Source organism: Streptomyces triticisoli (genome assembly GCF_003270085.1).
GTDB lineage: Bacteria > Actinomycetota > Actinomycetes > Streptomycetales > Streptomycetaceae > Streptomyces > Streptomyces triticisoli.
Genome location: NZ_QFDQ01000133.1, coordinates 1 through 13,322 on the forward strand (window position 1 = coordinate 1; position 13,322 = coordinate 13,322).

The window sequence follows — 13,322 nt, forward strand, 5'->3', positions numbered from 1 at the left end:
GCGCCGGCCGGCGGGGTGGCGGGCGCGCCGTACCCGCCCGTGCCGCCGGTGCCGTCCGCCCCACCGACGGCCGCCGGGTACCGGCCGGAGCGCGGCCAGGAGCGCGGCGAGGACACCGGCCCGATGGCCTGACGCAGCATCAACCCAAAACGGGCGCCCGCTGGTTGACCCAGCGGGCGCCCGTCGCGTGTCTCACCGCGGAAGCTGTGGCAGCACCTTCGCGCGGTAGAAGTCGAAGAATCCGCGCTGATCGCGGCCGATCTGGTTGACGTAGATCCGGTCGAAGCCCGCGTCGGCGAACTCCTTCAGCGTGGACACGTGCTGGTCCACGTCGTCGCCGCACACCACGTTCTCGCGGACCATGTCCTCGGTGACCAGAGGCTTGAGCTGCTCGAAGTGCCGGGGCGTGGGCAGCACCTGGCCCATCTCGCCGGGCAGTTGCTCGTTGTACCACAGCTCGTGCACCTGACGGACGCACTCGTCACGGTCCGCGCCGAAGCACACCTTCGTACCGCCGCTGACGAGCTTCGCGCCTCCGCCGCCCTTGCGGTACTGGGTGACCATCTCCTCCTCCGGCATCGCCGTGATGTAGCCGTCGGCCACGCGGGCCGCGAGCGCGATCGACTTCGGGCCGAAGCCGGAGATGTCGATCGGGACGGGTTCCTCGGGGACGGTGTAGAGGCGGGCGTTCTCGACGGTGTAGTGCGTGCCGCGGTGGTTGACCTGCTCACCGGTCAGCAGCCGGCGCATCACCTGCACCGCCTCCTCCAGCATCTCCAGCCGCACGTGCGACGGCGGCCACCGGTCACCGAGGATGTGCTCGTTGAGCGCCTCACCGCTGCCGACGCCGAGCCGGAACCGGCCCTCGGTCATCACCGCGCTGGTCGCGGCGGCCTGCGCCACCACGGCAGGGTGCATCCGCATGGTCGGACAGGTCACGGCCGTCTCGATGGGCAGGGACACCGCCTCGGACAGCGCGCCGATCACCGACCACACGAACGGGCTCTGGCCCTGCGCCTCGTTCCAGGGGTGGTAATGATCGGAGATCCACAGCGCTTGGAAGCCGGCCTGCTCGGCCATCCTCGCCTGCTCGACGAGGTCGGCCGGGCCGTACTGCTCGCACGACAGGTGATAGCCGTACTCGGGCATGGGGGGCACCTCCGCGGCAGGGGCGGGTGGGGGGTCGCCGTGCCGAGTTACCCGGGCGCCGCGACGGAAACGGCGGTGACCCAGGGCCTTCCGTTCGGGTCAGGCCGGGCTCGCGGGGTCTGGTGTCGCTCCCCCAAGCTCTTCGAGCAGGGGACTCCCAGCCGCGTTGTCGTCGGTCGGCAGGGCTCCGCCCTGCCGCCCTCCTCCGCCGTGCGATGCTCCTCCACTGCCTGAAGAGCGTGGGAGGTGCCCCCAGCACCGGACCCCGCTCCCTGATCCGGCCTGATCCGAACGGAAGGCCCTGGCCGCGGCGGCCTGCTCGGCGGGGACGGACGTTTGGGTGCCCCGGCCGGGGGGACGCGGAAGGTTCCGTACCTGGTCCGCGACAGCGCCGGAGGAGAACCGTGAGTCGACCCCGTATCGTGATCGTCGGTGCCGGCTTCGCCGGCTACCGCACGGCCCGGGCCCTGTCCAGGATGTCCCGGGGCAAGGCCGACATCACCGTGCTCAACCCGACCGACTACTTCCTGTACCTGCCTCTGCTGCCCCAGGTCGCCGCCGGCATCCTGGAGCCGCGTCGGGTCGCCGTCTCCCTGTCCGCCACGCTGCGCCGCGTACGGCTGGTCCTCGGCGAGGCCCACGGCATCGACATGGACGCCCGCACCGTGCGCTACACCGACCCCGAGGGCGGGGAGGGCACGCTGGCGTACGACAGGCTGGTGCTGGCCGTCGGCAGCGTCAACAAGCTGCTGCCGATCCCCGGTGTCGCCGAGCACGCGCACGGCTTCCGGGGGCTGCCCGAGGCGCTGTACCTGCGGGACCACGTGACCCGCCAGATCGAACTCGCGGCGGCCACCGACGACCCGGAGACCTGCACGGCCCGCTGTACGTTCGTCGTCGTGGGCGCCGGCTACACCGGCACCGAGGTCGCCGCGCACGGCAAGATGTTCACCGACTCGCTGGTGCGCAAGCACCCGCTGCGGGAGGGGATGCGGCCCCGCTGGATGCTGCTGGACATCGCGCCGCGCGTGCTGCCGGAGATGGACGAGCGGCTGTCGGACACCGCCGACCGCGTGCTGCGGCAGCGCGGCGTCGAGGTGCGGATGGGCACGTCCGTGAAGGAGGCCACGCACGACGGGGTGCTGCTGACGGACGGCGAGTTCGTCCACACCCGCTCGCTGGTGTGGTGCGTGGGCGTACGGCCCGACCCGCTCGTCGAGAACACGGGGCAGCCGCTGGAGCGCGGACGGCTCGTCGTCGACCCCTTCCTGCAGGTGCCGGGGCGGCCCGAGGTCTTCGCGTGCGGCGACGCGGCCGCCGTGCCCGACCTGGACAACCCCGGCGGGTTCACGCCGATGACCGCCCAGCACGCCTGGCGGCAGGGCAAGGTGGCGGCCGTCAACGTCGCCGCCTCGTGCGGGGTCGGCGAGCGCCGCCCCTACCGCCACCGCGACCTGGGCTTCGTGGTCGATCTCGGCGGTACGCAGGCCGCCGCCGACCCGCTCGGCATCCCGCTGTCCGGCCCGGTGGCCGGCGCGGTCACCCGCGGCTACCACCTCGCGGCGATGCCGGGCAACCGCGTCCGGGTGGCCGCGGACTGGCTCCTGGACGCCGTACTGCCGCGCCAGTCCGTCCAGTTGGGGCTCGTACGGTCCTGGTCGGTGCCTCTGGACACGGCGTCGCCCGAGCTGGCGCGCGTGCCGGGCCGGCCGGAGGGGCGGAAGGGGGCCGACGAGGCGGCCGACGAGGGGATCACCGGGATCATCGACACCACCGAGAAGGCCCAGACGGCGGGCGCGGAGCCCGCACCGCGTCGACCGGGCCCCGAACCGGCGAGGAACCAGCCTGGTGGTGAGCCCGCGAAGAGCCAGCCTGGTGGTGAGCCCGCGAGGAACCAGCCTGGTGGTGAGCCCGCGAAGAGCCAGCCTGGTGGTGAGCCCGCGAGGAACCAGCCCGGTCGGGAGCCCGCCAAGGGCCGGCCCGGGGCCGGGGGTGCCGGGAAGAAGAAGTCGGCCGCCGGGCGTCGTGGCGCCCACCCCGCCCCCGGGCCGGTCAAGCGTGACGACACATCCGCGGAAGGAGACTAAGGAAGCTCATGAACACCGACGAACTCGTCGAACTCGGGCAGCAGCTGCGCGTCGACAGCGTGCGGGCCGCCGCCGCGGCGGGCTCCGGGCACCCGACGTCCTCCATGTCCGCCGCCGACCTGATGGCCGTCCTGCTGGCGAACCACCTCCGCTACGACTTCGACAACCCCGAACACCCCGGCAACGACCGCTTCGTCCTGTCCAAGGGACACGCCTCCCCGCTGCTGTACTCCGCCTACAAGGCGGCCGGGGCCATCGACGACGAGGAACTGCTCACCTTCCGCAAGCTGGGCAGCCGCCTGGAGGGACACCCCACGCCGCAACGGCTGCCGTGGGTGGAGACCGCCACCGGTTCCCTCGGCCAGGGCCTGCCCATCGGCGTCGGGATCGCGCTGGCCGGCAAGCGCCTGGACCACGCCGACTACCGCGTGTGGGTACTGTGCGGGGACAGCGAGCTGGCCGAGGGCTCGATCTGGGAGGCCGCCGAGCACGCCGGGTACGAGCACCTGGACAACCTGACCGTGATCCTCGACATCAACCGGCTCGGCCAGCGCGGCCCCACCCGCCACGGTCACGACCTGGACGCCTACGCCCGCCGTTTCCGCGCCTTCGACTGGCACACCGTCGAGATCGACGGCCACGACGTGGACGCCGTCGACCGCGCCTACGGCGAGGCGGTCTCCACGAAGGGCCAGCCCACCGCGGTCATCGCCCGCACCCTCAAGGGCAAGGGCGTCAAGGCCACCGAGGACCGCGAGGGCCTGCACGGCAAGCCGGTGAAGGACGCCGACGAGGCGATCGAGGAACTCGGCGGCGTCCGCGACATCCGCGTCCACGCGCACCCGCCGGACTCCACCCGCTCCCTGCACGCCGTGGGCAACGGCAGCCTCGAACTGCCCCGCTGGGACACGGGCGAACAGGTCGCCACCCGCGACGCCTACGGCCAGGCGCTGGCCGCGCTCGGCACCGCACGCGGCGACGTGGTGGCCCTGGACGGCGAGGTCGGCGACTCCACCCGCTCGGAGTTCTTCGCCAAGGAACACCCCGATCGCTACTTCGAGTGCTACATCGCCGAACAGCAGATGGTCGCCGCGGCGGTCGGGATGGCCCGGCGCGGCTGGGTGCCGTACGCCTCCACCTTCGCGGCCTTCCTCACCCGCGCCCACGACTTCGTACGGATGGCCTCCATCAGCGGCTCCGGCATCAACCTCAACGGCTCCCACGCCGGCGTGGCGATCGGGCAGGACGGGCCCAGCCAGATGGGCCTGGAGGACCTGGCGATGCTGCGGGCCGTCCACGGCTCGACCGTGCTGTACCCGTGCGACGCCAACCAGGCCGCCAAGCTGGTCGCGGAGATGGCCGAACTGGACGGCATCCGCTACCTGCGCACCTCGCGCGGGGAGAGCCCGGTGATCTACGGACCCGAGGAGGAGTTCCCCGTCGGCGGCAGCAAGGTGCTGCGCTCCTCCGACCAGGACCGGCTGACGGTCGTCGCCGCGGGTGTCACCCTGCACGAGGCGCTCGCCGCCGCCGACGCCCTCGGCCAGGACGGCATCGCGGTCCGGGTGATCGACCTGTACTCGGTCAAGCCGGTCGACCCGGACACACTGCGCCGGGCCGCCGAGGAGACCGGCTGCCTGCTCACCGTCGAGGACCACCGCGAGGAGGGCGGCCTCGGCGACGCGGTGCTCGACGCCTTCACCGACGGGCGCCCGGTGCCGCGCCTGGTCCGGCTCGCCGTCCGTACGATGCCGGGCTCGGCCTCGCCCGCCGAGCAGCTGCACACCGCGGGCATCGACGCGGAGTCGATCGCGGCCTCCGCGCGGCTGCTGGTGGAGAAGGCGGTGGTGCCGTGAGCGACGGTGCGCGCACGGTACGGGCCGGCCGGCGCACGGTGGAGGTGAGCCGGCCGGACAAGGTCCTGTTCCCGGGCGGCGGCGACGGCGAGGGCGACGGCGCCGGCAAGGAGTACACGAAGGGCGACCTCGTCGACTACTACCGGTCCGTGGCGCCCTTCATGCTCCCGCACCTGCGCGGCCGCCCGCTGATGCTGGAGCGGCACCCGGACGGCCTGGACGGCCCGGCGTTCATGCAGAAGAACACCCCGGAGAGTTACCCGGACTGGATCACCCGGGCCGAGGTCGCCAAGGAGGGCGGCACGGTCACGCACACCGTCTGCGACGACACGGCGACGCTCGTGTACCTCGCCGACCAGGCCTGCCTGACCCTGCACCGCTGGCTGTCCCGCGCCAGCCACATCGATCGGCCGGACCGGATGGTCTTCGACCTCGACCCGGGCGGCGCCGACTTCGCTCCCGTACGCGAGACGGCCCGGCTGCTGCGGGAACTGCTCGACGAGCTGAAACTGCCGTCGGCACCGATGACGACGGGCTCGCGCGGCCTGCACGTGATCGTCCCCCTCGACGGGCGCCACGACTTCGACGAGGTGCGCGACTTCGCCCGGGACGTCGCCGAACTGCTCGCCGCCGGCCACCCCGAACGGCTCACCACCGCCGCCCGCAAGAAGGACCGCGGCGACCGCCTCTACCTGGACATCCAGCGCAACGGCTACGCCCAGACCGCGGTCGCCCCCTTCACCGTACGGGCCCGTCCCGGCGCGCCCGTCGCCGCCCCGATCTCCTGGGACCAGCTCGACGACCCGGATCTCGGGCCCCGCCGCTGGACGATCGCCGACGCGGTCGACCAGGCCCGCACCGACCCGTGGGCCGGCGTGCCGCGCCGGGGCCGCGCCCTGGGCCCGGCGCGGCGCCGCCTCGACTCACTGCGTGGCTGATACATGCACCGCTGTGTGCAGGTGGATCGTCCCTGCCGCGGGACACCCGCGCCCGCGAAGGTTTGGCCGACGAAGCTGCGGCCACCCGGAGAAGAGAGGTGGCTATGGCGAATACAAAGAACACATCGCAGGATTCACAGGAGCCACAGGAATCGCAGGAGTCACGCAGCGAAGACGACAACCGTACGGCGGCCCACCGACCCAGGCCGATGGAGGTGCTGCGCGAGGCGCGCGCCCAGTTCGCCGAACTGACCGGTCTGACCGCCGAATCCGTCACCTCGTTCGAGCAGACGGAGGACGGCTGGTCCCTGGAGGTCGAGGTCCTCGAACTCGCCCGAGTGCCCGACACGATGAGCCTGATGGCGAGCTACCTGGTCGAACTCGACCCCGAGGGGCAGCTCACCGGTTACCGGCGCCTTCGCCGCTACGAACGCGGGCGGGCCGACGCACACCGGTCCGGCGGCCGCTAGGCCGCCTGCCCGCAAGCACACCCGTAGTCCCACACACAGACAAGGAGGCGCGGTCGGCATGACCGTTGTACCGGCACAGACGTCCGGCGGCGGAGGCGGCAGCAGCGGCCTCTACGACGTACTGGAACTTGTCCTCGACAGGGGGCTGGTGATCGACGCGTTCGTGAGGGTTTCCCTGGTAGGCATCGAGATCCTGAAGATCGACGTGCGTGTCGTCGTCGCCAGCGTGGACACGTATCTGCGTTTCGCCGAGGCGTGCAACCGGCTCGACCTGGAGGCCGGCCCGCGCAAGAGCCCCGGCCTGCCCGAGATCGTCGGCGAGGTCACCGAGTCCGGCGCGCGCGGCAAGTCCAAGGGGGCGCTGTCCGGCGCCGCACAGACCGTCTCCGACGCCTTCAAACAGGCCCGTGAGGAGCACTCGAGCGAGGGCGAGGAGCGGCCGAGGGCGCGCAGGACGACGTCGGCGCGCAGGAAGGAGGAGCAGGAGTGAGCACGTACGTCTACGGGATCACGGCCGCCTCGCACCCCGCGCTGCCTGAGGGCATGGGCGGCGTCGGCGACCCGCCGCGCGAGGTCCGCGTCCTCAAAGCGGGCGAGCTGACGGCGGTCGTCAGCGACGCGCCCGAGGGGCTGCGTCCCAAGCGCAAGGACCTGCTCGCCCACCAGAACGTGCTCAGCGAGGTCGGCGCGGCCGGCTGTGTGCTGCCCATGCGGTTCGGCAGCGTCGCCCCGGACGACGACACCGTCACCGGCGTGCTCGGTGAGCGCGCCGAACACTACAAGGAGCGCCTGCGGGAGCTGGACGGCAAGATCGAGTACAACGTCAAGGGCAGCCACGTCGAGGAGGCCGTGCTGCACCGCGTGATGGCCGAGAACCCGGAACTGCGGTCCCTGGCGGAGGCCAACCGGGCAGCCGGCGGCGGCAGTTACGACGACAAGATCAGGCTCGGCGAGATGGTCGCGGCCGCGGTCAAGGCCCGGGAGGCCGAGGACGCCGGCGAGGTGGTACGCGCCCTTCAGCCCCTGGCCGCCGCGGTCAGCGAGGGCCCGCAGTCCACCGGCTGGCTGGTCAACGCCTCCTTCCTGGTGGCCCGGGACGAGGCCGAGCGGTTCCTGGCAGCCGTCGAGCAGACCCGCAAGGACCTGCCCCATCTCGAACTGCGCGTCAACGGCCCGTTGCCGCCGTACAGCTTCGTCGAGCCCGGCCCGGCCGAGCCGGCGGGCACCACCGCGGGTGCGGACACGGGAGCGGAGTAATGCCATGGGACTCATCTCCGAGGTGCTGCTGCTGCCGTTCGCTCCGGCGCGCGGCAGCGCCTGGGTGATCCGGCAGGTGCTGCGCGAAGCGGAGCGCATCTACTACGACCCGGCCACCGTACGGGCCGAACTGGCACAGCTCGAGGAGCAGTTGGAGGCGGGAGAGATCACCGAGGAGGAATTCGACCGCCGGGAGGACGAGCTCCTGGACCGGCTGGAGATCGGCCTGCGCGGGGGCGCGGGGACAGGTGAGGGGACGGCACGATGAATCGAGCGGCACTCGGCCTCGCGGTAGGGGCCGGATACCTCCTGGGACGGACGAAGAAGGCCAAACTCGCCTTTGCCGTGGGCAGCATGGTCGCGGGCAAGAAGATGAACCTCGGCCCGGGCCGGCTCGCGGAGCTGGTCAACCAGCAGCTGAAGAACAACCCCCAGTTCAAGGAGATAGGGGACCAGCTGCGCCAGGACCTGAGGGGCGTGGGCAAGGCGGCCTCGGGCGCGATGGTCGAGCGGCAGATGACCGCGCTCGCCGACCGGCTGCACGGCCGTACCTCGCAGGTCCGCGACCAGCTCGCCGGCGTCGTACCGAAGACCGGCGGGCCCGGCGGGAACGGCGGGAAGGAGACCGAGGGCGAAGGCGGATACGAGGACGAGTACGAGGACCGGGAGGGCCGCGAGGCCGGTGAGGAGCCCGAGTCCGCGGACGAGTCCGAGGCCGAGGAGGAGCCCGGAGGCGAACCGGCCCGCAAGGAGGCGGCGAAGAAGGCACCCGCGAAGAAGGCCGCCGAGACGGCGTCCGCGGGCGCACCGGCCAAGAAGGCCGCGAAGAAGGCCCCCGCCAAGAAGGCGGCGGCGAAGAAGACCGCGGCCGGGAAGAAGACGGCCGCGAAGAAGACGGCCGCGGCCGGCGACGCGACCCGCGCTGCCCGCTCCCGGCCGCCGAAGGGTGGCGGTGACCGATGACCGAAGCCCTCGGATCCGCGACGTCCGCCGTCGGCAGGGCGGCGGGCAAGGCGACCAAGGACAACCCGCTGACCGACCTCGCCCACAGCGAGGCCGCCGACCGGCTCAAGGCGGAAGCGAGGGACTACCTCGCCGCCCAGGCCGAGCGGCTGCTGGCCGGTGCCGGCCGCAAGCTCGGCGAGACCACCGGCAAACTCACCGACATCGCCGAGGGCAGGAGTCCCGGCTTCGGCAAACTCGCCCTCGACGCCGGCCGCAAGCTGGCCGAGGGCAAGGGGCCGCTGCGCACCGCCCTCGAGATGGGCGCCTCCCGCGCCAAGGAGAACGTCATGGGCGCACTGCACCTCGGGGGCGGCGACAAGAGCAAGCGCAAGAAGCGCGCGGGCAACAAGCCCACCGTCATCATCGAGTCCATCGATGTCGGGGTACCGCTGCGCACCGCCTACGACCAATGGACGCAGTACCAGGACTTCAGCACCTTCGCCAAGGGCGTCAAGGCCGCGAGCAAGGACGACGACATCACCTCCGACTGGCAGCTGAAGGTGTGGTGGTCCAGCCGCAGCTGGAAGGCGCGCACCGTCGAGCAGGTGCCCGACTACCGCATCCAGTGGACGTCGGAGGGTGCCAAGGGCACCACCAAGGGCGTTGTCTCCTTCCACCGGCTGGAGGACAACCTCACCCGGATTCTGCTGGTCATGGAGTACTACCCCAGCGGCTTCTTCGAGAAGACCGGCAACATCTGGCGCGCCCAGGGCCGCCGGGCCCGGCTGGACCTGAAGAACTTCGCCCGCTTCATCACTCTCAAGGCGGAGGTCGAGGAAGCCTGGCGCGGCGAGATCCGCGACGGCGAGGTCGTCCGCAGCCACGAGGACGCGGTCGCGGAGGAGGAGCAGGAGGCCGCCGAGGGCGCCGAGGAGGAGCCCGAAGAGGAGGAGGCCGCTTACGACGAGGAAGAGGAGGAGCCGGACGAGGAGGAGAGCGAGTACGAAGAGGAGGAGGGCGAAGAGGAAGAAGGTGAAGAGGAGCCCGAGGGCGAGTACGAGGAAGAACCTGAGGAAGAGGAAGAGGAAGAAGGCGAGTACGAGTACGCCGAGGGCGGGAGCCGTCGATGACGACACCGAGCCGGCTGCCCGAACCGTACGGCCCGAGCAGCGGCGCCAACCTCGCCGACATCCTCGAGCGAGTCCTCGACAAGGGAATCGTCATCGCGGGCGACATCCGCATCAACCTGCTCGACATCGAGCTGCTCACCGTCAAACTCCGGCTCGTCGTCGCCTCGGTGGACAAGGCCAAGGAGATGGGCATCGACTGGTGGGAGAGCGACCCGGCGCTCTCCTCCCGCGCCCGCCGCGACGAACTCGCCCGGGAGAACGCCGAGCTGCGCGAGCGGCTGGCACGCCTGGAGGAACTGGAGCTGGAGCAGGGCCGAGCCCGCAGGGAGGACGCCCGCAGGGAGGGCGTCCGCAGAGAGGAGGCACCATGAGCGGACTCCGGTACGTCTACGCCGTCTGCCGCCCCCTCGGCGCGCCCCTGCAGGCGCAGCTGACCGGGGTGGCGGGGGCCCCGGCCAAGCCGCTGCACCACCACGGCCTGGTCGCCGTCATCAGCGAGGTGCCGGAGCGGGACTTCGCCGAGGAACCGCTCCGTGCCCATCTGGAGGACCTCGACTGGCTGGCCGCCACCGCCCGCGCCCACCAGGGCGTGATCGACGCACTCACCGTCGTCACCACGCCGCTGCCGCTCAGGCTCGCCACCGTCTTCCGGGACGACAGCGGCGTACGCTCCATGATCGAGGCACGTGAGGACCACTTCCGCGAGACCCTGGACCGGCTGGAGGGGCGCGTGGAATGGGGCGTGAAGATCTACGCCGAGCCCGAGCAGCCCGAGCAGGCCACGCAGCCCGCGCCGAAAGCCGCGTCGGGCCGGGACTACCTGCGGCAGCGGCGGCAGCAGACGCGGGCGAGCGAGGACATGTGGCAGAAGGCGGAGGCGTTCGCTACCCGGCTGCACGAAAAACTCGCCGACTTCGCCGAGGACTCCCGGCTGCACGCGCCGCAGAACCCCGCTCTTTCCGGCGCGGCGGGGCGCAATGTGCTCAATGCCGCCTATCTGGTCCCGCGGCGCGACTCCGAGGAGTTCGTGGAATTCGTGGACCGCACGAAGGACGACGCCCCGGGACTGCGCGTGGAACTCACCGGGCCCTGGGCGGCGTACTCCTTCGCCGGGGAGTCCCCGGGGGAGGAGGCATGACGGTCGTCGAACGCCGTGAGATCGCCCTGGTCGACCTCCTCGACCGGCTGCTGGCCGGCGGGGTGGTCATCACCGGGGACGTCACCCTGCGCATCGCGGACGTGGACCTCGTCCGCATCGACCTGAACGCACTGATCAGCTCGGTGAACGCACAAGTGCCGTCGCCGTTCGAGGCCCTCGAGGAGTAACCCGTGACCCGGCGCAAGCATCTGGAACTGGAGCCCGACACGGTGGAGCGGGATCTTGTGAAACTCGTGCTCACCGTGGTGGAACTGCTGCGCCAGCTCATGGAGCGGCAGGCACTGCGCCGCTTCGACGAGGGGGACCTGACCGAGGAGCAGGAGGAGCGGATCGGGCTCACGCTCATGCTCCTGGAGGACCGCATGGCCGAGCTGCGCGACCGCTACGGACTGCGGCCCGAGGACCTGAACCTGGACCTCGGGCCGCTGGGACCGCTGCTTCCCCGGGAGTGAACTGCGGGAAACTGCGGGAAACTCCGGGAATTCCCAGGAGTCAGGCCTCCTTGCGGCACAGGATCTCTCCGTGCAGGACGGCGAACCAGCCGTCGTGCCGCTCGCCCCACTCCCGCCACGCCCGTGACACGGCGCGCAGCTGCTCCTCGGTAGCGTGGCCGCCCGCGACGGCGCGCTCGGCGTACGCCGACGCCAGCGTGCGGTCGGCCCACAGCCCGCTCCACCACTCCCGCTCGGTGTCGGTGGCGTAGGTCCAGGTGCCGGAGGTGGCCGTGACGTCCGTGAAGCCGGCCGCCAGTGCCCAGGAGCGCAGCCGGCGGCCCGCGTCCGGCTCGCCGCCGTTGGAGCGGGCCACCCGCCGGTACAGATCCAGCCAGTCGTCCAGGCCGGGCACCTCCGGGTACCAGGTCATCGCCGCGTAGTCGGCGTCGCGGACGGCGACGTACCCGCCCGGCCTGGTCACCCGGCGCATCTCGCGCAGCGCCCGCACGGGGTCGCCCACGTGCTGCAGCACCTGGTGGGCGTGGACGACGCAGAAGGTGTCGTCCGGATGGTCCAGGGCGTGCACGTCCGCCACCGCGAAGTCGATGTTGGTCAGCCCGCGCTCGCCGGCCGTGGCACGGGCCTGCTCCAGGATGCCCGGCGCCCGGTCGACGCCGGTGACGTGCCCGTCGGGAACCAGTTCCGCCAGGTCGGCGGTGATGGTGCCCGGGCCGCAGCCGATGTCGAGGATCCTCATACGGGGCTCGAGCGAGCCGAGCAGATAGGCCGCGGAGTTGGCGGCGGTGCGCCAGGTGTGCGAGCGCAGTACGGACTCGTGGTGCCCGTGCGTGTAGACGGCTGTCTCCCGCTGCTTCGGCATGGCTGTGCCCCTTCTCTTCTCGTCACCCGACCCCGTGGGGTGATAGGGATCACGGTACGCGCGCGTGCCGAACAATGAGACCCGGGTTTTGTCATATGGACTGACAGGGGGTCAGCTTCCGGGCAGCGGCCGGTACACCGTCAGCGCCTCCGGCAGCGTCTCCAGCCACACCTCGCCCTCCATCTCCACCTCCACCACCTCGCCGTCGTAGGCAAGGAGAGTGCCGGGCGCGACCCCGGTCAGATGGAGCCGGCCGACCTGGACCGCCGCGTGAGCGGGGGACCGGGTCAGCGGGCCCGCGAGGGCGGCGAACAGCAGGCGCAGGGCCGGCGTGCGGCCCCCGTGCACCACCCGCACGTCGAGCATCCCGTCGGCCAGGTCGAGCCGGCGGCCCGGGGCGAGGCCCATGCGGTGGTAGGTGCCGTTGCCGGCGAACAGCAGCCACAGCGGGCGGGGCCGGCCCTGGAACTCGACCTGCAGCGGATGGCGGTCGGCGCGCAGCACCTTCAGGGCCGCCAGCACCCCGGCCGGCCAGCTGCCGATCCGGTCCGTCCACAGCTCCCGCTCGCGCACCAGCTCCGGGTACACGCCCAGACTGAACGTGTTGAGGAAGATGCCCTGCTTGTTCCCGGAGCGGAAGCGGCCCACGTCCACGCGCACGCCGTCCCCGTTCTCCAGGGCGCGACCGAAGTCCCGTACGTCCTCCACGCCGAGGTCGTGGGCGAAGTGGTTGAGCGTGCCGCCGGGCAGCACCGCGAGCGGCAGGCCGTGGCGCAGGGCGGCCTCGGCGGCCGCGTTCACGGTGCCGTCGCCGCCGCACACCCCGAGCACCCGGGCGTGGCCCGCAGCCTTCTCCAACTCGGCGGGGATGTCGTCCGGTTCGCACTCGACGACCTCCGCCCGAGGCAGCGCGCCGCGCAGCGCCCGGGCGCGGTCGGCGGTGCCCGAGCCGTTGTTGGCGACGAGCACCAGGCCCTCGCCGCCGGGCAGCGCCGGCACGTCGGCGCGGGGGCGGGC

General features: G+C 72.1%; 16 protein-coding genes. 13 read left to right on the forward strand and 3 right to left on the reverse strand.

Features of this window, described 5'->3' with window-relative positions; translation table 11 throughout:
• Positions 1-192: 192 nt before the first annotated feature.
• Positions 193-1,149: an LLM class F420-dependent oxidoreductase gene (locus DEP02_RS19025; RefSeq protein ID WP_112468898.1), complete on the reverse strand. Its 957-nt coding sequence runs from the start codon at positions 1,147-1,149 to the stop codon at positions 193-195.
• Positions 1,150-1,553: 404 nt separating this feature from the next.
• Here DEP02_RS19025 and DEP02_RS19030 point away from each other — a divergent pair, with 404 nt between their 5' ends.
• The 13 genes from DEP02_RS19030 to DEP02_RS19090 all read left to right on the forward strand — a co-directional run bounded on the left by DEP02_RS19030 (position 1,554) and on the right by DEP02_RS19090 (position 11,443).
• The gene (locus DEP02_RS19030) at positions 1,554-3,236 is read left to right on the forward strand and encodes an NAD(P)/FAD-dependent oxidoreductase (RefSeq protein ID WP_112468899.1); all 1,683 of its coding nucleotides are present in this window, start codon (positions 1,554-1,556) and stop codon (positions 3,234-3,236) included.
• Positions 3,237-3,244: 8 nt separating this feature from the next.
• Complete coding sequence (locus DEP02_RS19035) at positions 3,245-5,092, forward strand: transketolase (protein WP_112468900.1); 1,848 nt, start codon at positions 3,245-3,247, stop codon at positions 5,090-5,092.
• Entirely contained in the window at positions 5,089-6,030 is a 942-nt protein-coding gene (gene ligD, locus DEP02_RS19040) for a non-homologous end-joining DNA ligase (protein ID WP_112468901.1), read from the forward strand. Before DEP02_RS19035 ends, ligD begins: the two co-directional genes overlap by 4 nt.
• A gap of 104 nt (positions 6,031-6,134) precedes the next feature.
• Positions 6,135-6,500, forward strand: a complete 366-nt coding sequence (locus tag DEP02_RS19045) for a gas vesicle protein GvpO (protein ID WP_112468902.1) — start codon at positions 6,135-6,137, stop codon at positions 6,498-6,500.
• Between the two features lie 58 nt (positions 6,501-6,558).
• Entirely contained in the window at positions 6,559-6,990 is a 432-nt protein-coding gene (locus DEP02_RS19050; protein WP_112468903.1) for a gas vesicle structural protein GvpA, read from the forward strand.
• The gene (locus tag DEP02_RS19055) at positions 6,987-7,757 is read left to right on the forward strand and encodes a GvpL/GvpF family gas vesicle protein (RefSeq protein WP_112468904.1); all 771 of its coding nucleotides are present in this window, start codon (positions 6,987-6,989) and stop codon (positions 7,755-7,757) included. Before DEP02_RS19050 ends, DEP02_RS19055 begins: the two co-directional genes overlap by 4 nt.
• 4 nt (positions 7,758-7,761) lie before the next feature.
• Entirely contained in the window at positions 7,762-8,025 is a 264-nt protein-coding gene (locus DEP02_RS19060; RefSeq protein WP_112468905.1) for a gas vesicle protein GvpG, read from the forward strand.
• Entirely contained in the window at positions 8,022-8,720 is a 699-nt protein-coding gene (locus DEP02_RS19065; RefSeq protein ID WP_112468906.1) for a DNA primase, read from the forward strand. The genes DEP02_RS19060 and DEP02_RS19065 overlap by 4 nt, the downstream gene beginning before the upstream one ends.
• A complete protein-coding gene (locus tag DEP02_RS19070; protein WP_112468907.1) occupies positions 8,717-9,832 on the forward strand; it encodes an SRPBCC family protein in 1,116 nt (371 codons plus the stop codon). Before DEP02_RS19065 ends, DEP02_RS19070 begins: the two co-directional genes overlap by 4 nt.
• Positions 9,829-10,203, forward strand: coding sequence for a gas vesicle protein (locus DEP02_RS19075; RefSeq protein WP_112468908.1), 375 nt, complete (start codon positions 9,829-9,831; stop codon positions 10,201-10,203). Before DEP02_RS19070 ends, DEP02_RS19075 begins: the two co-directional genes overlap by 4 nt.
• Entirely contained in the window at positions 10,200-10,970 is a 771-nt protein-coding gene (locus DEP02_RS19080) for a GvpL/GvpF family gas vesicle protein (RefSeq protein WP_112468909.1), read from the forward strand. The genes DEP02_RS19075 and DEP02_RS19080 overlap by 4 nt, the downstream gene beginning before the upstream one ends.
• A complete protein-coding gene (locus tag DEP02_RS19085; protein ID WP_112468910.1) occupies positions 10,967-11,158 on the forward strand; it encodes a gas vesicle protein in 192 nt (63 codons plus the stop codon). The genes DEP02_RS19080 and DEP02_RS19085 overlap by 4 nt, the downstream gene beginning before the upstream one ends.
• Positions 11,159-11,161: 3 nt before the next feature.
• Positions 11,162-11,443 carry a gas vesicle protein K gene (locus DEP02_RS19090; protein ID WP_112468911.1) on the forward strand — a complete coding sequence of 94 codons (282 nt, stop codon included), beginning with the start codon at positions 11,162-11,164 and terminating at the stop codon, positions 11,441-11,443.
• Between the two features lie 40 nt (positions 11,444-11,483).
• On the opposite strand, the gene DEP02_RS19095 is transcribed toward DEP02_RS19090, so the two are convergent.
• Together DEP02_RS19095 and DEP02_RS19100 are read right to left on the reverse strand one after the other, a co-directional pair.
• Positions 11,484-12,305 (reverse strand): class I SAM-dependent methyltransferase, encoded by an 822-nt coding sequence (locus DEP02_RS19095; RefSeq protein WP_112468912.1) that lies wholly within the window; start codon positions 12,303-12,305, stop codon positions 11,484-11,486.
• Positions 12,306-12,416: 111 nt separating this feature from the next.
• A partial coding sequence (locus tag DEP02_RS19100; protein ID WP_269809367.1) for a diacylglycerol/lipid kinase family protein occupies positions 12,417-13,322 on the reverse strand: 906 nt, incomplete at its 5' end.